The sequence below is a fragment of the Streptomyces sp. NBC_01390 genome (assembly GCF_045040105.1).
In the GTDB taxonomy this organism is placed as follows: domain Bacteria; phylum Actinomycetota; class Actinomycetes; order Streptomycetales; family Streptomycetaceae; genus Streptomyces.
The window spans coordinates 10,673,365-10,689,894 of record NZ_CP109551.1 but is presented as its reverse complement, the minus strand read 5'-3'; the positions used below and the strand labels follow the sequence as shown (position 1 = coordinate 10,689,894).

The window sequence follows — 16,530 nt, the reverse complement described above, 5'->3', positions numbered from 1 at the left end:
GGGAATCGTGACCGACACCAGCGAGACCCGGCCCGCGGACAGTGACGCGCAGGCGCCCCGGCAGAGCCTGTTGCACCGCCTGATGCGCTACCTCCCCCTGATCGCCCCCGTCCTGCTGTGGGCCGTGCCGTACGGGGTGCTCCTGCACACCGGCCAGCGCTGGTCGCTGCCCGTCACGCTGGTCGGCACCGCCCTGCTCGTCCTCGGCCTCGCCGGCATGCCACTCGCGATGATGCGCGGCCACGGCCGGCGCCAGCAGGACGGGATGGCGATCGTCGGTGACACCCTGCTGGGCGCCAGCTGGGTCCTGTTCACCTGGTCCGTGCTGCTCGGCGTCCTGCTACGGCTCGCCCTGACCGTGTCCGGCGTCGGCGAGAGTCAGGACCGGGCCCGAATCGTCACCTGGGCCGTCCTGGGCGTGACCGCCGCCCTGCTCGCCTGGGGGTACGCCGAAGCCCGCCGCGTGCCACGCGTGCGCCGACTCGACGTACAACTCCCGCGCCTGGGCGCAGGTTTGGACGGCACCCGTGTCGTCCTCATCACCGACACCCACTACGGCCCCCTCGACCGCGCCCGCTGGTCGGCACGGGTGTGCGAGACGGTCAACGCCCTCGAAGCCGACCTGGTCTGCCACACCGGCGACATCGCGGACGGTACGGCCGAACGCCGCCGCGCCCAGGCCACCCCGCTCGCCACCGTGCGGGCGACTCGGGCCCGGGTCTACGTCACCGGCAACCACGAGTACTACACCGAGGCCCAGGGCTGGGTCGACCTGATGGACGAACTGGGCTGGGAACCGCTGCGCAACCGCCATCTGCTGCTCGAAAGCGGAGGCGACACCCTCGTGGTCGCCGGCGTCGACGACGTCACCGCCGAGTCCTCCGGCCTGGCCGGCCACCGCGCCCACCTCGCCGGAGCCCTGGACGGCGCCGACCCCGACCTGCCCGTCCTGCTCCTGGCCCACCAGCCCAAGTTCATCGACCGGGCAGCAGCAGCCGGCATCGACCTCCAGCTCTCCGGCCACACCCACGGCGGCCAGATCTGGCCCTTCCACCACCTGGTCCGCCTCGACCAGCCCGCCCTCGCGGGTCTCAGCCACCACGGCTCCCGCACCCTCCTCTACACCAGCCGAGGCACCGGCTTCTGGGGCCCGCCCTTCCGCGTCTTCGCCCCCAGCGAGATCACCCTGCTCGTGCTCCGATCCCCGCACCGGCCCGCCTCGCCGTAGCACGCGAGGGGCCGACACCTCCGCGCCGCCTCAGCTCGGACTCTCCTCACGACGGCCGCACCCATCAGCGCCCCGGTCGTCAGGATGCCCGTCCCGAACCCGCCTCCTTTCGTGTTGACGGCACGCCAGCTCGGCGTCGTGATCGGAGCACGACCGGCTCGGCCGTACGCCCGTGGGCCGGCGGGGCCCTCAAGGGATGCGCAAGGGCCGTAGCCCGTCGGCCGGTTCGGGACGGTGCACCCCGCGTGGCCGATACCCGAGGCGGTCGGACCGCCCCACCAGATCCGCCAGCAGCCAGACGATGGCCAGCCACATCTCCGTTCCCTGCAGGCCCGGTTCCGGGCCCGGCCCCGCCGTACCCGGTCCGAACCCGAAGCCCTTCCCGTCCTGCCAGGCCGCCAGGGCGGTGGTGAGCCGGCGTTCGGCCCAGGCCCGGATGTCGGCCGCCCGATAGGTGTCGTCGGCGCCCCCTCCCCCGCCGCCCGACTGCCTTGTGCACAGCCACAACGGGTGCGCGACGTCCAGGACGTTGCAGGCGTTGTCGCGGCCCGCCCCGAAGTGGCGGGCGTCCCGGCTGTGGTCCAGTACCGCGTCCACCACCCGCTCCGCGGACGGGACGGGCATCCCGAATTGCCCGAAGGAACCCCGGGTGAGGCGGTAGTAGCCGTTCACCACCTGGAGACGGCCGACAGCGGTCGAGGGGCTGCCCCACATCCCGGTCCAGGGGTCGGCCCGGGTGAGCAGCCAGCCGAAGAGGGCTTCGAGCGTGCCCGGAACGAGAGGGGCCGCGGCGTGGTGCCGTAGGTTCCAATGGGCGGCTGTGGCCCAGGAGTCGATCCAGGCGCCCGCGCCCCAGGCGCCGTCCCGCCAGGGCAACCCCTCCAACCGCGCCACGAGTTGACTTGCCGTCATGTCGCTTACGCCGCCGATCGGTTGAGGGAACGAAGCGCCCAGGAGATCCAGCGCGTAGCCCACCGACAGGACGTGGTAGAGCGCCGGGCCCTCACTGACGAACCCGTCCGGGTCCGGGGCGGGCGGCTGCTCGCCGAGTTCGGCCACCAGGCCGGTCGCCTCGTCCTGGAGGGACGCCAGGCGCTCGATGTGTTCCGCCCTGTCCAGTTGCTCGGGGGCGGACGACAGCAGCAGGTCGGCGATCTCCACGGCGTCGCAGTGTGCCCGCACGGTGGGTGCGGCGCCGGGACGGTCGATGTAGTGGTCGCCGTTCCAGGCCCGGGCCAGGATGCCGGCGGCCTGGTCGCGGGCGGTGTCGGCGAACCGGGCCAGGGCATCGCCGCCACCGTCGTCGCCGCCCGGGGTACTCAGCCGCTCCCGGCCCCCGCTCTCGCGCCGGTCCCGAATCCGCCGCGCCGGATTCCCCGCCGCCACCGTCCACGCCGGCAGGTCCTTCGTCACCACCGCGCCGGCGCCGATCACACAGTGGTCGCCGATGGTGACACCGTCGACGACCACCACATGGGAGCCGATCCAGACGTCGTCGCCGACGGTGACGCCCCGGCTGGACTGGGGCTGCCGGAAGATCGGCTCGTCGGGGGCCATCGAGTGGTTGAAGCCCAGGAGCGACGTGTGGGCACCGATGCGTACGCCGGTGCCCAGGCGGACAGTGCCGCGGGCCACGGTGAACGGGTTCAGCGTGCAGTCCGTGCCCGTGGTCAGGGTGCCGGTGACATAGGCGTGGGCGGCGATGTACGAGTCGTCGCCCAGTCGCAGAAGGTCGGGAAAGACCGCCGCCGACTCGGCCACATAGCAACGCTCGCCCACCGCGCTGTCCCCGCCGAGAGACCGTTGCCGCTCCCGCTGCGCGGCCCGCCGCTCCTCCGTGGCCTCCTTCTCGAACAGCCAGGGGCAGTGGTCGAAGCGGTCGACGCGGTCGGACGACTGCGCCGACGGCTGCTCTCGGTGATCCATGAGAGCACGCTAGGCAGACGACTGCGGCACGAGGAAGAGGGCCTCGTGGGAACTGGGGCCGCGGTAGACGCACGGCGTGGGCGGCCAGCCGTGCGTACGGCGGGCCCCTTCCCCTCAGCAGTAGGCACTGTCTCACTTCACCAGGAACTCTCATGGACCTCTCCACCAGCACCGTCCTCGTCCGGCCGGAGGAGCAGGGCATCGCCTCCGGCGCCAACAACGCCATCCGCGAAGTCGGAGGCGCCATCGGCGGCGCAACGCTGGCCGCGGTCTTCTCCGCCCAGGGCGGCTACGGATCCGCCTCACTGTTCACGGACGGGCTGAAGCCGGCCCTCCGGGTCGGAGCCGGTGCCGTCGCCGTGGCAGCGGCTGTGGCGTTGCCCATACGCCGGCAGCGCAAGGCCGACGGCCCGACCTCCGGCCTTGCTGCAGGCAGTGCTGCAGCCGGCGCCCCGCTCGCAACCTGATGCCCGGACCGAGGGGCGGTCCAGCCGGCTACAGCGGGGCCACCCCTCAACTGTCCCGCCCTGACCTCCAGGCTGAGCCGTTCTCGGTCGCCAGGCGAGAGCAGGGCCCCTCTTGCGGTCCACTGACCAGCCATTTAGGATGATGACCGTAATTTAATAAGTGGAGCCCGGCGTCGTCACTTGCGGCCATGCCGTGAGGTGAGGCTCCCCCGAAGAGTTCCGCCAACGAGGCGAGCCCCGAGCACTGCACCGGGCGCGCCTGACGTGCGCTCTCCCCCGAGGCTGCCGCCCCCTGCCAGCCGTGAACGAGCCGCGAGGGGCGATCGGGTCGTCACAGGGACCCCTTTCATCCGCCAACGAGACCGACCTGACACCCCCACCAGAAGGACCTGGACATGAGCGCACCGCGGAACTCCCCACCCGCCTCACGATCGTCATACAAAACGCGCTGACGCGCTTCGTGACCGTTGACGGGACGGACTTCGCCTATCGGCCACGTACCGGGCGGACCCGGTGTCGGGCGGTGGGGGGAGATCGACCTCGCCTGTGCGGGCGCCCAGGTACGCGAGGCGCGCGACCTCGTCCCCATCCTCCACGCGACCGTGGGACCGTGGGACCGCCCGAGCGCGACGGCGGCTTCAGCTACACACTCGCACCCCCCAGGGCGAGCGAGCTGAACGGCTTCCGGATCGCGGTGTGGCCCGAGGACCCCTCGTGCCCCGTCGACCACGACGTCGTCACAGCGATGGACGACGCCCTCAATGCCCTCAAGGCGGCCAGCGCGAAGGTCGAGGTGCGGCCCTCCGGCCTCCCGGACGACATGGCGACCAGTCATGACATCTTCCTGCGCCTGCTGTTCGGTGCGTTCACCTACGACCGCTCCGGACTGACGCCGGCCTCCAACACGGCGCTCCTGGCGCGCCTGGCCCAGCATCCACGGGGAGAGGCGCTGTACGCGTTGCGCGGGACCTTCCAGTCCTACTACAGCTGGCTCCAGGCGGATGTGGCACGCCATGAGCTGCGGCAGCGGTGGACCGAGTTCTTCCGGGACTTCGATGTCCTGCTCATGCCGGTCACACCGACCGCGGCACCGCCTCATCACAACAAGCCGATCGACAGATTCGGACGGCGGATCCAGGTCGACGGGCGGTCTCGCCCGTACTGGGACCAGGTCAAGTGGAGCGCCATCGCCAACGTGGCCGGTTCTCCGGCGACGACCGTTCCCGTCCGAACCGGCCGGGACGGTCTGCCTGTCGGGCTCCAGGTGATGGGTCCGAGCGGCGGCGACCTCACCACCATCAAGTTCGCCGAGCTCCTCGGCCGGGAACTCGAGGGCTACCAGCCCCCGCCGGCCTTCGTGTGACGATCCGCCGACCGCACTGCCCCGCACCCGCCCCCGGCTGACGCCGACCGCACCGAAGAAGAGCCCGGATGAACACGCTGGACACGTCCCTCACTCTCCCGAACGGCCAGATACTGGCCAACCGCCTGATGAAGTCGGCGCTCAGCGAGTCGCTGGGAAACAGGAACAACGCGCCCGACGAACGCCTCGGCCGTCTGTACTCCACATGGAGCCGAGGCGGCTACGGCCTCATGATCACCGGCAACGTCATGGTCGATCGCGCCCAACTCGGTGAACCGGGCAACGTCGTCATCGAGGACGAGCGTGATCTCGACGCGCTCTCGCGCTGGGCCAAGTCGGCCCAGGACTCGGGAGGTTCGATCTGGGCACAGCTCAACCACCCCGGGCGCCAGGCCAACCCCTTGGCACTCGGACACACGCCGGTGGCCCCCAGCCCGATCCCGACGAAACTGCCCGGGGCCAGGACACCGCGCGAACTGCGACCGGAGGAGATCGAGGAGATCATCGAGCGCTTCGCCACGGCCGCGGTCGTGTGCGAGACAGCCGGCTTCAACGGCGTCCAGGTGCAAGGGGCCCACGGGTATCTCATCTCGCAGTTCCTGTCACCGATGTCGAACCGGCGCGACGACGAGTGGGGCGGCGATCTCGAGGGGCGGATGCGTTTCGGCCTGGAGGTCGTCCGCCGTATCCGCAGCCGCGTCAGGCCCGGCTTCGCGGTGGGCATCAAACTCAACTCGGCGGACTTCCAGCGGGGCGGATTCACCGAGGACGAGTCCCAGACCGTGCTGGCCGTGCTCGCCCGCGAAGGCATCGACCTCATCGAGGTCAGCGGCGGTACCTACGAGTCCATGGCGATGAGCGGCTCGGCGGCCGCCAGTACCAGGGAACGCGAGGCGTACTTCCTGGAATACGCCCGCACCGTTCGCAAGCTCGTGGGCGACATCCCACTCGCCGTCACAGGCGGATTCCGCACCCGCGATGCCATGCAACGTGCCGTACAAGCCGGAGAATGCGACATGGTCGGCATCGGCCGGCCGACGATCACCACGCCGGACGCGGCCCGGCTCATCCTCGAAGGACAGACCGAGGCACTCACGGCACACCAGGTGCGCTACGGCATGAGAACCCTGCTGGGCAAGGTCGCCGACCTCAAGTCCCTGGACGGGGTACTGGACATCAGCTGGCACACCGACCAGATACACCGCCTCGGCAACGGCCTGCACCCCGACCTGAATCGCGGCAGCCTTGCAGCCACCGTCGCGATGGTCCGGCGAAACGGACGCACCTCGTTCCGCGCGAAGCGAGGCGGCGCATCGAGAAGTTGACGGGACTCTCTTTCGCAGGTCCTTCAGACGTCTTGCGTGTGTGGCGCTCAGCGCGTGGGGGTCAGGGTGCCGCGGAAAGTACGCCGGTAGGCGAGCGGCGAAACGCCAACGGCGGCATGCAGGTGTTCTCGCAGCGATGTACCGCCGGCAAAGCCGACTTGGCCGGCGATCTCGTCCACCGGCAGGTCGGTGGTTTCCAGGAGGTGTCGTGCGCGGTCGACGCGCTGCCGGATCAGCCAGCGTCCCGGGCTCATGCCCACCTCTTCCGTGAAGCGACGGACGAAGGTCCGCAGGCTCATGTGCGAGTACTCGGCGAGGTCCGTCAGAGTCATGGGCTCGTGGAGGTTCTCCAGGGCCCGCTGGCGGGCGGTGGCCGTTCCGGTTGCCGTGGCCTCGGGCACCGGATGCTGGATGTACTGCGCCTGTCCCCCGTCACGCCACGGAGGGGCGACGCAGATGCGGGCCACCTTGTTGGCGACTTCGCTGCCGTGGTCCTTGCGGATGATGTGCAGGCAGACGTCGAGCCCGGACGCGGCGCCCGCTGAGGTCACTACGTCCCCGTCGTCGATGAACAGAGCGTCCGGATCGAGTGCGACCCGAGGGAAGAATGCGTGGAAGAGGTCCGCGACCATCCAGTGGGTGGTGGCCGGCCGTCCGTCGAGGAGACCGGCGGCAGCGAGGACGAAGGCGCCGGTGCAGATGGACACGAAGCGGGTGCCGGAGGTTACTGACGCGAGAGCCTGGACCACGGTTTGCGGCACTTCTGGGGGCACGACGGTGGTGGTGAAAGGTGGGATGACGACGGTGTCGGCGGTGCGCAGCACCTCCGGTCCGTGCTCGACGGTGATCGAGAAGTCGGAGCTGGTGCGTACCGGGCGGCCGTCGACGCTGCAGGTGAGGACCTCGTAGCGGCCGTCCGCCTCCTCGAGGACTCGGCTGGGAATGCCCAGTTCGAAGGGGTACACGCCGTCTACGGCCAGAACGACGACTCGGTGAGCGGTTGCCATGGCGTGATCCCGTCGAAAGTTGGAATTCATGCCATGGTATCGAATGGTGACGGCTCCACGCTGGACCCATCACGCACAGCGTCACCTTGCAGCAGGAAGGTCTGGCGGCGTTGATGGGGATTCCCTTTTCGACCAGGCCCGCTCTCGCTCCCCGCTGGATCCGAACCGATCCGGCCCTCTTCACTCCAGAGCATCTCGGCAAGTCCTGGCTGAAGAGAACCTGTCGGAGTCGGGGCTGCTCCCTCGCGGGCCACAACCTGGGGCCAGGGATGCGGTAAGTCAGACGCGCTGCTCGGCGTCCAGCAGGGCCAGAACGTTGCTTATCCCCTGGTCGAGGAGCTCGTGGGCGAGTTGACTGTCCGTCAAGGCGCGCGCGAGCTGCAGTGTCCCGGCCATCAGGCCGAGGAGGCTGAGCGCCTTCACACGCGCCGAGGGCGGGTCCTCGGGCGCCATGCGGGCGGCAATGCCATCGATGAGGACCAGCACACCGTCGGTGTATGCCTGTCGGGTTGTGTCGGTGCAGCGCCCGATCTCGTCGAGCAGAGCGGCGTTGGGGCAGCCGTCGGCAAGGCTGTCTCGGTGCTGGGGCGACAGGTATCCGCGCACAATCTGCTCGAGGCCGGCACGGCCAGGTGCAGCCCGCGCGACGACGTTCTCGGCCTGCGCCTTCAACTGATCGGCGACTGCCGTGGTGACGAGGTCATCCTTGGATTCGAAGTGAGCGTAGAAGGCCCCATTGGTCAGCCCCGCGTCCTTCATGAGCGTCGAGACCCCGGAGCCGTCGATACCGTCTCGCTTGAACCGGCGGCCCGCCGTCTCGATGATCCGCCGCCTCGTCTCCGACTTGTGCTCTTTGCCGTACCGCACCACTGCACGCCCTCCATCGCCGACCGGAAGGACCGGTCGGCCTTCAGTCACTCCGCCATTCTATGACATTGCGAACGTAATCCAAAGGGTCGACAGCGACGACGGCCGGCCACCTCGTCGCCAGCTGCCCTCTGCGACAAGGACGACGGGCAAGCGTCGGACCTTCACCGTGTGGGCGGGCACGGGCCCAGCACCTGAACTCGACACCGCCGGCGAGGCTCATGGGTCGGCCATCACCATGAGCCGTAGACGCGGTCGTGCTCATAGCGCATCACGTCGCGCCGTTGCACGCCGGTCGGCGGGTCACGGTCATGCCAGCGGTTCGGTCCTCACCGCACGAGAATGCAGCGCACGGCAACCGGCGCGACCTGGACGCCATGCAGCCGCTTGAGGTCGACAGCAGAGCGAGCGGGCCCGTGCATGGTCTGCCGCCGCAGCACTTCTACCAGGCTCGCGATGTTCTCTGGGCTCCGGCTGGGGCTGCCGGCGCAGACCCTCTTCACCGTGCGCTTGCCGGCGGGGAATGGGAATGCCCCGCCATACACGGGGACACCCGGCCCGTGGCCGTCAGCCGGTCATCCGGTTGAATTTGCGCACCTGCTTGTCGAAGGTCCGGGCGGGGAGGACGCGGCGCAACACCTTGAGGCGCGGGGCAAGTGAGCCGGCGGGATAGCTCAGTTTCGGCTTCCGGTCGGTCGCTGCCGCGACGACCACCTTGGCGATGGCGGCGGGATCGTCGCCGTTCCTCAGCCCCTCCTCAATCACCTCGTCGTAGATGGCCCGTTGGTGGGCGTATCCCGGCACAGGGGTGTCGGCCTCGACCGAATTCGTGTCGAACGAGGTGTTGAGGGGGCCGGGCTGGACGCACAGGACCCGAACGCCGTGCTCGCGGATCTCGTGGTCCAGGGACTCGGAGTAGCCCTCGACCGCGTACTTGGTCGAGATGTAGACGGACATGAAGGGGTTGCCGACGAACCCGCCCAAGGAGGAGATGTTGATGACGCGCCCGCGACCCTGGCCGCGCATGTGCGGCAGGACAGCCCTGGTCATGCGCATGAGGCCGAAGACGTTCACATCGAACACGCGCTGCGCCTGCGCGGCGGAGATTTCCTCGGCGGCGCCGTTGATGCCGAGCCCGGCGTTGTTGACCAGGACGTCGATCCGCCCGAACCGCTCGATCACCTGCCGGACCACGCTGCTCACCGAGTCGTCGCTGGTCACGTCGAGGGCGAGGAACGTCACGCCGTCGCCAGGAGTGCTGTCCGGCGTCTTCCGGCTCGTCCCCACCACGTCGAACCCCGCCTGGGCGAGTGCGCGCGCTGTTGCCTTGCCGAGACCCGAGAACGCGCCCGTCACGAGTGCCACCGGCCGATTTGCTGTCATGGCCACCTCCTGAAGCTTTTACATTACGTCCATACTATCATCGGTCCCGCTCAGGACAGCTCTGATCGCAATCGCCTACATCCCCGCTCCTGCCTTCGGTTGCTGCGGATTCCTGCTCTTCGCGGCTCCGTGCCGTTCCCTGGCGGCCTGGCGGCAGTGAGCGAGAGGGGCACGTCCCGGCGGGGGTTGCCGATCGCGCCCGGGAGCCGCTCGCGGTGGTCGTGGCCGACGCCAGAACGAGGGCCCGGCCTGACCGGCCCACCCGAGGTCGCTTCTACAGGCCGGACCGTGGGACATGCCGACCCGTGACCGTCCAGTCGCAGGGGCAGTCGGGAGCGCGACAAGATCGTGAACGGCCGAGTCCACAAGCTCGACCGTTCACCGCCGAGAAGGTGAGAGGTGGCCCACCCGAGGGAACGCAACCTCAGTGACACTGCTTACGAAGCGCCCACCGAGGTAGTCGGCCGAGTCACCCCGGGCTCCGACCCCTCGAAGCCCCAGGTCCGCACCTGTCCGCCAAGCAAGTCGACTTCCGGCAAAGGCACATGGGGCAAGAGGCATGGGGCAAGGTCAACCCCTCTACGCCTTCCCGGCCCCCTCCACCGTCAGCACGATCTTGCCGGTGATGCGGCCGGTCTCCCCCAGGGCGTGGGCCTTGGCGGCCTCGGCGAGCGGGAAGGTGGCCTCGATATGGACGCGCAGGGCGCCGGTCTCGGCGAGGTCGGCGATAGCTTGCATGCCCGCGCAGTCGGCCTCGACGAGGAGACTCTCGAAGCGGACACCCCGCTCGGCGAAGTCGGCCAGTTCGTCGAGGGTGACGGGTACGGGAAGGATCGAGACGAGAGTGCCGCCCGTGCGCAGGACGGCGAGGGAGCGGGCGCGGTCGGCGCTGTCCAAGGAGACCGAGTCGAGGACCACGTCGATGTCCTTGACGGCCTCGGTGAACTCGACCGTGTGGTAGTCGATGACCTCGTCCACTCCCAGGGAACGCAGGAAGTCATGCTTGGCGGCGCTGGCGGTGCCGATGACGTAGGCGCCACGGGACTTGGCGATCTGCACGGCGAGATGGCCGACGCCGCCGGCCGCCGCGTGGATGAAGACGCGCTGCCCGGGCTGGACATCGGCCGTGTCGACGAGTGCCTGATAGGCGGTCAGGGCCGCTAGCGGCAGCGCGCCGGCCTGAACGTGGTCGATACCGGCGGGCTTGTGAGCGAAGGCGCGAGCCGGGCCGGTCACGTACTCGGCGTGGGAGCCGACCCCGTGGGGGTAGGGCAGCATGCCGAAGACCTCGTCGCCCGGCTTGAACAGGGTGACGCCTGTGCCAACCGCCTCGACGACTCCGGAGACGTCCCAGCCCAGGATGAGGGGCAGGCTGTTGACGGTGATGGGCTGGGCGCGGTTCCGCCAGTCGGTCGGGTTGACGCCTGCCGCGCGGACGGCGACCAGGATCTCACTCAACCCCGGCGCAGGTCGGGGCAGTTCCACCTCCTTGAGCACCTCGGGGGAACCGTGGGTGTCCTGGCGGATGGCGCGCATGGTGGCGGTATTGGGATTCGTCATGCGTCCAGCGTCGCGGCCCGCCACTCCTCGACACCATGGCATGAATGCCAACTTTCAACGGGATCACGCCATGCCCCCTTCGACACGCCTGCTCCCTCGCCGACTGTCACAGGTGATGAGATCGCGGCGCGGGGCGACCTCAAGAACCCGACCGACACCCCGGTCCACACAGCAGAGGCGGCTCTCCAGCTCTCGGCGGCCGGTCCTACCTCTACCGGCCTTCAGCGCCCTTCTGCTGCGCCCGGCCTGACCATCTGCCGACGGCGGCTCATCGCCGGCCGCCCTCTGTCCCTGGACCGATCGACGGTCCCGTCAGTCCCTCCGGAGTTCTCCGTGTACATCGCCTACGTCGTCACCGCTGTCGTGCTGTCCCTCGTACTGGTCCTCTCCGCCGTTCCCGACATCACCCGCGATCCGAAGATCACACAGGGAATGAAGGCGCTCGGGGTGCCCGACAGCTGGTTCTTGTCACTCGGTCTGATCAAGATCGCGGGCGCTCTCGGGCTGCTCGTCGGCATCGCCTACCGCCCCTTGGGCATCGCGGCGGCAATCGGTGTCGTCCTGTACTTCCTGGGCGCCGTGAGCACGCACGTCCGTGGAGGCGACACGAAGGGAATCAGCCTCCCGGCCACCATCATGGTCGTCGCCGTGGCGCCACTGGCGCTGGGTTTCGCGACCGTCTGATCGTGCATCGCGATCAGACCAGCTCGCGATCACGCGGCACAGCAACTGCCGGGCTCTTGCCTCCAGCGCCACGGGCTGGAGGCAAGTCGCTCTGGGAGGGCCTGCGCCTGCACATGTCCGGGACTTGGGGGGCGACTACAGGGCGCAGTCGGGGTCGGAGTCGCAAAGGCGCCAGTAGTGCCGATCAGGTGGCAGACCATCAGCTTCGGGGAACTGATCGGCGAACCCATCGGCACAAGCGTCGGCGGCCCGGCCGAACCCTTCGCGCGCTGCGACGCGCTCCCGCAGATCTCCCGGTTCGCACCGGATTCCCAGCACGCCACCCAGTCCACCTCCCGGTAGGTGACGCCTTCCGGCTCGCGGGCCTTGAGATGGGCGCCGTCCGACACGATGGGCATCGCAGCCAACTCGGACTCGGGAACCGCCAGTCCGGCGAGGAAGTCCGTGAACTCCGGCGCCTCCGGGCTCAGTTCGACTGCAGCGTGCTCAGACCCGTGGCACCCGCATGGGGCCATCTGGTCGTACCGGCCCGCCAGGACGGACCGGTGTCGCCGGGGATTGTCAGGCGGTGAGGGTGGGGTAGTCGGTGTAGCCGGCCGCGTCGCCGCCGTAGAAGGTGGCGGGGTCGGGGGTGTTCAGCGGCGCGCCGGCGCGTACGCGCTCGACCAGGTCGGGGTTGGCGAGCGCCATGGTGCCGACGGTGACGATGTCGGCGACGCCGTTTTCGACGTCCTTGGCGCGGGTGGCGATGTCGGTGCCGGCCCGGTTGAGGACCAGGGTGGTAGGCCACAGTTTGCGGAGGGTGTACAGGAGTTCGTCGTCGCCGGCGTGCATTCCGATGTGCAGGTAGGCGAGGTCGAGGGGTGCGAGAGCGCGTACGAGTGCTGGGTACAGGTCGTGGGTGTCGCTCTCGGCGATGTCGTTGAACGGGTTGCCCGGGGAGATCCGGAGGCCGGTGCGGCCGGCGCCGATCTCGTCGGCCACGGCCGTGGCGACCTCGACGGCGAAGCGGATGCGGTTCTCGACGGAGCCGCCGTAGCGGTCGGTGCGCTGGTTGGTGTTGGTGGCGAAGAACTGGTGCAGGAGGTAGCCGTTGGCGCCGTGGATCTCGACGCCGTCGGCGCCGGCCGCGATGGCGGCGGCAGCGGCGCGCCGGAAGTCCTCGACCGTGGCCGCGACCTCCTCGGTGGACAGTTCGCGCGGTACCGGCATCTCCTGGAGCCCGGACGCGGTGAACATGGCGCCCACCGGTCGGACCGGGGAGGGGGCCACCGGCTGCCGGTGGTGGGGGGTGTTGTCGGGGTGGGAGATCCGCCCGGCGTGCATGAGCTGGATGACGATGCGTCCGTCGGCCTTGTGCACGGCGTCGGTGACCTTGCGCCAACCGGCGATGTGCTCCTCGGTGTGAATACCGGGGGTCACCGGGTAGCCCTGCCCGTCGGCGCTGGGCTGAGTGCCCTCGGTGATGATGAGGGCGTGCGAGGCGCGCTGGGCGTAGTACTCGGCGTTCAGCTCGGTCGGTACGCCTTCGGGGTTGGACCGGTTCCGGGTCAGGGGTGCCATGGCCAGCCGGTGCGGCAGGGGGATCTCCCCGACGACGATCGGATTCCACAGGGCGTTCGGCATGGATGTTTCCTCAGATAAAGGGTGAGAGAGACTTGCGGGGTGGCGGGCCGGACGGGCCTGGTGGCCTGCCACCATGGAAGGGCCGACCGCGCGGAGGGGCAGTCGACGGTGCGGAGGGGTTTGCCGCGCTCCGCTCATGACCGCCGCCAATGGAGGGCTGGGCCCCGGCCGTCCGTCCAGTGGGGAGGACGCCGAGTGCGTCGGTCTTCAACCCACGCCCCAGGACGCATCGGTCGTGTGCGGCACCAGCCGCACCGTAGAGAACGGCACCGTAGAAAAGGGACTCCCGTGCCGAAGTCGGAGCGGCGGTCAGCCGCGGTAGCGATCGGCGGGGACCCTCAGCGACAGGTTCGGGACGAGCGTCTGACGCGCCTTCTCGAACGACTCCCAGTCGCTGATCTGGGGCAGCGACGGGATGGTGACGGGCTCCCCCGCGTCGAGGCCGGCGAGCGCCGCGTCGACCACGTCGTCCGCGCTCATGATCCACTCGTCGGGGAACGCCCCGAGATCGGCGCCGGAGCCGTCCCAGAACTCGGTGCGGACAGCACCCGGCAGCACGGCCTGGACCACGACGGGGCTCTCGGCGAGTTCCTGCTGCAGGGCCTGGGTGAACGTCAGCACGTAGCTCTTGGTGCCGCTGTAGACGGCGCTGACGGGCAGGATGTTGAGAGCGAGGGCAGAGGAGATGTTGACCACGGTGCCGTGCCCGCGGGCCGTCAGACCCGGCAGGACCGCGGTGGTCAGCCTGGTCAGCGAGGTCACGTTGAGGTTGATCAGCGCCTCGGAAACCGCGGCGTCGGAGGTCTCCAGCGGCGTGAACAGCCCCCCGCCGGCGTTGTTGATCAGTACCTCGATGCTCTCGTCGGTACGTAGACGCTCCTCGACCAGGGCGATCTGCGCCGCGTCGGTGAGGTCGGCGGTGACGATGTCCACCGCGCGGCCCGTGCGGCTGCGGATGTCCGCCGCCAGCGTCTCCAGTCGCGCGGTGTTGCGGGCCACCAGGATCAGGTCGTAGCCCCGGTCGGCAAGCCGCTGCGCGTAGGCGCTTCCCAGGCCGGCGGACGCGCCGGTGACGACAGCGGTCTTGTTCTGCGTGGTCATGGGGGGATCTCATTTCTGGGCTTGCGGATGAGTGGTGAGCAGGGGGGGCCAGAGCGTCGGCCCCGCTTTAAATTACGATAGCTATCTAAAGAACTCCGGTCAACGCTGCGCGATCCCCCCAACCACCGCCCACGACCGGAGACCGCTCGCGTACGATAGATGCACATAGCTATCTAACGTGGGCAGGTGAGTGATGAGTCGGGTTTCGCAGGCACAAGCGCTCGAGAACCGCAGGCGCGCGGTCGCCGCGGCCTCGCAGCTGTTCCGGGAACGCGGCGTGAATGGCACCAGCGTCGCCGATCTGATGAAGTCCATCGGGCTGACCACGGGTGGCTTCTACAAGCAGTTCCCGTCCAAGGAGGCTCTGGTGGCCGAGGCTGCTCAAGCCGCTTTCGGGGACCTCGACGTACTCCTGGCGGGGTTCGAAACGGACCACGGCGATCACGACACCGCGCGCGCCGCCCTCGTCGACTTCTACCTGTCGGCTGAGCACCGTGACCAGCCCGGCACCGGTTGCCCCACCGCGGGATTCGCCGGCGACATGGCTCGCGAGCCCATCGCCGAGGAGGTGCGCGAAACGTACGCGACCGGAGTCCGGGAATTCGCCGCGTGGCTGTCGGCCGACGCCAACGACGGCCTCCCCATGGTGGCCACTCTGGTCGGCGCCATCCTGCTCGCCCGGGCCACGGCAGGCACAGAGCTGTCGGAGAAGATCCTGGAATCGACCCAAAGAGCCATGACTGCGTCACAAGGCCCTGAACTGGAATCCTGAGACGGGCTGTTCGACTCGCCAACGCCACGGGTGAGTGAACCTGAGCGCCCTGCGCTTCCTGGACCGCTCCCCCGCCCGCAGTCGCCCCTGGTCAGGCCCTCGCACCCCGCGTGACGTGTCAAGAATGCGATCACGGTGGACGGACAGCCTCGCATGCGTGGGCAGGCATGCTCAGGACAGCAGCGTGGGCCCGCCGAGCGACGCGCGTCGCCAGTTGGGGGTGCGGTCCTTGTCGACCAGGGCCGCACGGACACCCTCCAGGAAGTCCGGCGTGCGGATGGTCGTGCGTGTGAGGGCGAGTTCGGCGTCGAGGCACTCTCGCAGCGTGTGCTGCGTGCCCCGGGCCAGCAGGGCGTGAGTGATGTCCAGGCTCTCCGGCGAAGCGGACTCGAGGGCGGCCAACGCGGCTGCCGCCCAGGGGGTTTCGAGGTGGCGCAGGCGTTTCTCGATCTCACCGAGGGCCGGTGCGCCGAACGCCCAGTCCACGTCCCCGCGTGCCTCCGCCAGTCCACTGCCCGCCACCGGGGAACGGCCGGCCAGGCGGTTCAGGACCACGTCCACCGGGTCGCCGGGGTTGTCGGCCAGGGCCTCCCCGACCGCGTCCAGCCCGTCCGCGGGAACGAAGTGCGTGGCCAGCCCCGTGTACAGCGCGTCGGCCGCGTCGAGCCGGTGCCCGGTCAGTCCCAGGTACATGCCGATCGCGCCGGGCAGCCTCGGCAGGAAGAAGCTGGCCCCGACGTCCGGGAAGAACCCGATCCCGGTCTCCGGCATCGCCAGCACCGCGCGTTCGGTGACGACGCGGAAGCTGCCGTGGACGGACAGACCGAGACCGCCGCCCATGCACAGGCCGTCGATGAGCGACACGACCGGCACGGGATACCCGGCGATCCGGGCGTTGAGCCGGTACTCGGAGGCGAAGAACCGCTCGCTGGCCTCGGCATCCCCGGCGAGGCTGTGCTCGCGGATCGTACGGATGTCTCCACCGGCACAGAACGCCTTCGTGCTGGTACTGGCGATCAGCACAGCGGACAACGGCGTGTCCTCCCACGCGGCGAGCACACGGTCGATGGCAGCGACCATGCCTGTCGTCAGGGCGTTGAGCGCCTTGGGCCGGTTCAGCAGAATGCGGCCGACGCCCCGATGGACATCGGCGAGAATCTCGTCCGCCGCGGTGTCAGTCACGGTCGTCACCTCGCCATCCGTGCGGACCTGCTGTCATGG

14 protein-coding genes and 1 pseudogene are annotated in these 16,530 nt (G+C 69.5%); 7 read left to right on the top strand and 8 right to left on the bottom strand.

Annotated features, from left to right (window positions below; all coding sequences use genetic code 11):
- Nucleotides 1–7 precede the first annotated feature (7 nt).
- The gene (locus OG241_RS47665) at nt 8–1,228 is read left to right on the top strand and encodes a metallophosphoesterase (RefSeq protein ID WP_405825131.1); all 1,221 of its coding nucleotides are present in this window, start codon (nt 8–10) and stop codon (nt 1,226–1,228) included.
- 189 nt (nt 1,229–1,417) lie between these two features.
- Here OG241_RS47665 and OG241_RS47660 read toward each other — a convergent pair whose 3' ends face one another.
- The gene (locus tag OG241_RS47660) at nt 1,418–3,154 is read right to left on the bottom strand and encodes an acyltransferase (RefSeq protein ID WP_405825129.1); all 1,737 of its coding nucleotides are present in this window, start codon (nt 3,152–3,154) and stop codon (nt 1,418–1,420) included.
- A 179-nt stretch (nt 3,155–3,333) separates the two neighbouring features.
- Between OG241_RS47660 and OG241_RS47655 the strand changes: the two are divergent.
- The 3 genes and pseudogenes from OG241_RS47655 to OG241_RS47645 all read left to right on the top strand — a co-directional run.
- A pseudogene (locus OG241_RS47655) lies at nt 3,334–3,621 on the top strand (MFS transporter); the annotation flags it as partial.
- A 610-nt stretch (nt 3,622–4,231) separates the two neighbouring features.
- Complete coding sequence (locus tag OG241_RS47650) at nt 4,232–4,984, top strand: amidase family protein (RefSeq protein ID WP_405825127.1); 753 nt, start codon at nt 4,232–4,234, stop codon at nt 4,982–4,984.
- Nucleotides 4,985–5,052: 68 nt separating this feature from the next.
- The gene (locus OG241_RS47645) at nt 5,053–6,309 is read left to right on the top strand and encodes an NADH:flavin oxidoreductase/NADH oxidase family protein (RefSeq protein ID WP_405825126.1); all 1,257 of its coding nucleotides are present in this window, start codon (nt 5,053–5,055) and stop codon (nt 6,307–6,309) included.
- A gap of 47 nt (nt 6,310–6,356) precedes the next feature.
- On the opposite strand, the gene OG241_RS47640 is transcribed toward OG241_RS47645, so the two are convergent.
- The 4 genes from OG241_RS47640 to OG241_RS47625 all read right to left on the bottom strand — a co-directional run bounded on the left by OG241_RS47640 (nt 6,357) and on the right by OG241_RS47625 (nt 11,102).
- Nucleotides 6,357–7,316: a GlxA family transcriptional regulator gene (locus OG241_RS47640; RefSeq protein ID WP_405825124.1), complete on the bottom strand. Its 960-nt coding sequence runs from the start codon at nt 7,314–7,316 to the stop codon at nt 6,357–6,359.
- Nucleotides 7,317–7,595: 279 nt separating this feature from the next.
- Complete coding sequence (locus OG241_RS47635) at nt 7,596–8,186, bottom strand: TetR/AcrR family transcriptional regulator (protein ID WP_405826828.1); 591 nt, start codon at nt 8,184–8,186, stop codon at nt 7,596–7,598.
- 564 nt (nt 8,187–8,750) lie between these two features.
- Complete coding sequence (locus tag OG241_RS47630) at nt 8,751–9,566, bottom strand: oxidoreductase (protein ID WP_405825122.1); 816 nt, start codon at nt 9,564–9,566, stop codon at nt 8,751–8,753.
- A gap of 579 nt (nt 9,567–10,145) precedes the next feature.
- Nucleotides 10,146–11,102, bottom strand: coding sequence for an NADP-dependent oxidoreductase (locus OG241_RS47625; protein WP_405826826.1), 957 nt, complete (start codon nt 11,100–11,102; stop codon nt 10,146–10,148).
- Between the two features lie 357 nt (nt 11,103–11,459).
- On the opposite strand from OG241_RS47625, the gene OG241_RS47620 reads away from it, so the two are divergent.
- The gene (locus tag OG241_RS47620) at nt 11,460–11,810 is read left to right on the top strand and encodes a DoxX family protein (protein ID WP_405825120.1); all 351 of its coding nucleotides are present in this window, start codon (nt 11,460–11,462) and stop codon (nt 11,808–11,810) included.
- A 177-nt stretch (nt 11,811–11,987) separates the two neighbouring features.
- Nucleotides 11,988–12,152 carry a hypothetical protein gene (locus tag OG241_RS47615; protein ID WP_405825118.1) on the top strand — a complete coding sequence of 55 codons (165 nt, stop codon included), beginning with the start codon at nt 11,988–11,990 and terminating at the stop codon, nt 12,150–12,152.
- Between the two features lie 219 nt (nt 12,153–12,371).
- Here OG241_RS47615 and OG241_RS47610 read toward each other — a convergent pair whose 3' ends face one another.
- Together OG241_RS47610 and OG241_RS47605 are read right to left on the bottom strand one after the other, a co-directional pair.
- Nucleotides 12,372–13,436: an alkene reductase gene (locus tag OG241_RS47610; protein WP_405825117.1), complete on the bottom strand. Its 1,065-nt coding sequence runs from the start codon at nt 13,434–13,436 to the stop codon at nt 12,372–12,374.
- A 309-nt stretch (nt 13,437–13,745) separates the two neighbouring features.
- Nucleotides 13,746–14,537 (bottom strand): SDR family NAD(P)-dependent oxidoreductase, encoded by a 792-nt coding sequence (locus OG241_RS47605; RefSeq protein ID WP_405825115.1) that lies wholly within the window; start codon nt 14,535–14,537, stop codon nt 13,746–13,748.
- 193 nt (nt 14,538–14,730) lie between these two features.
- On the opposite strand from OG241_RS47605, the gene OG241_RS47600 reads away from it, so the two are divergent.
- Entirely contained in the window at nt 14,731–15,309 is a 579-nt protein-coding gene (locus OG241_RS47600; protein ID WP_405825113.1) for a TetR/AcrR family transcriptional regulator, read from the top strand.
- Nucleotides 15,310–15,480: 171 nt separating this feature from the next.
- Here the strand turns inward: OG241_RS47600 and OG241_RS47595 are convergent, their stop codons facing one another.
- Entirely contained in the window at nt 15,481–16,491 is a 1,011-nt protein-coding gene (locus OG241_RS47595) for an enoyl-CoA hydratase/isomerase family protein (RefSeq protein WP_405825111.1), read from the bottom strand.
- Nucleotides 16,492–16,530: the final 39 nt, after the last annotated feature.

Coding starts and splice junctions, on each gene's coding strand:
- OG241_RS47660 (WP_405825129.1), bottom strand. CDS start 3,154: ATGGATCACCGAGAGCAGCCGTCGGCGCAGTCGTCCGACCGCGTCGAC.
- OG241_RS47645 (WP_405825126.1), top strand. CDS start 5,053: ATGAACACGCTGGACACGTCCCTCACTCTCCCGAACGGCCAGATACTG.
- OG241_RS47640 (WP_405825124.1), bottom strand. CDS start 7,316: ATGGCAACCGCTCACCGAGTCGTCGTTCTGGCCGTAGACGGCGTGTAC.
- OG241_RS47630 (WP_405825122.1), bottom strand. CDS start 9,566: ATGACAGCAAATCGGCCGGTGGCACTCGTGACGGGCGCGTTCTCGGGT.
- OG241_RS47625 (WP_405826826.1), bottom strand. CDS start 11,102: ATGCGCGCCATCCGCCAGGACACCCACGGTTCCCCCGAGGTGCTCAAG.
- OG241_RS47610 (WP_405825117.1), bottom strand. CDS start 13,436: ATGCCGAACGCCCTGTGGAATCCGATCGTCGTCGGGGAGATCCCCCTG.
- OG241_RS47605 (WP_405825115.1), bottom strand. CDS start 14,537: ATGACCACGCAGAACAAGACCGCTGTCGTCACCGGCGCGTCCGCCGGC.
- OG241_RS47600 (WP_405825113.1), top strand. CDS start 14,731: ATGAGTCGGGTTTCGCAGGCACAAGCGCTCGAGAACCGCAGGCGCGCG.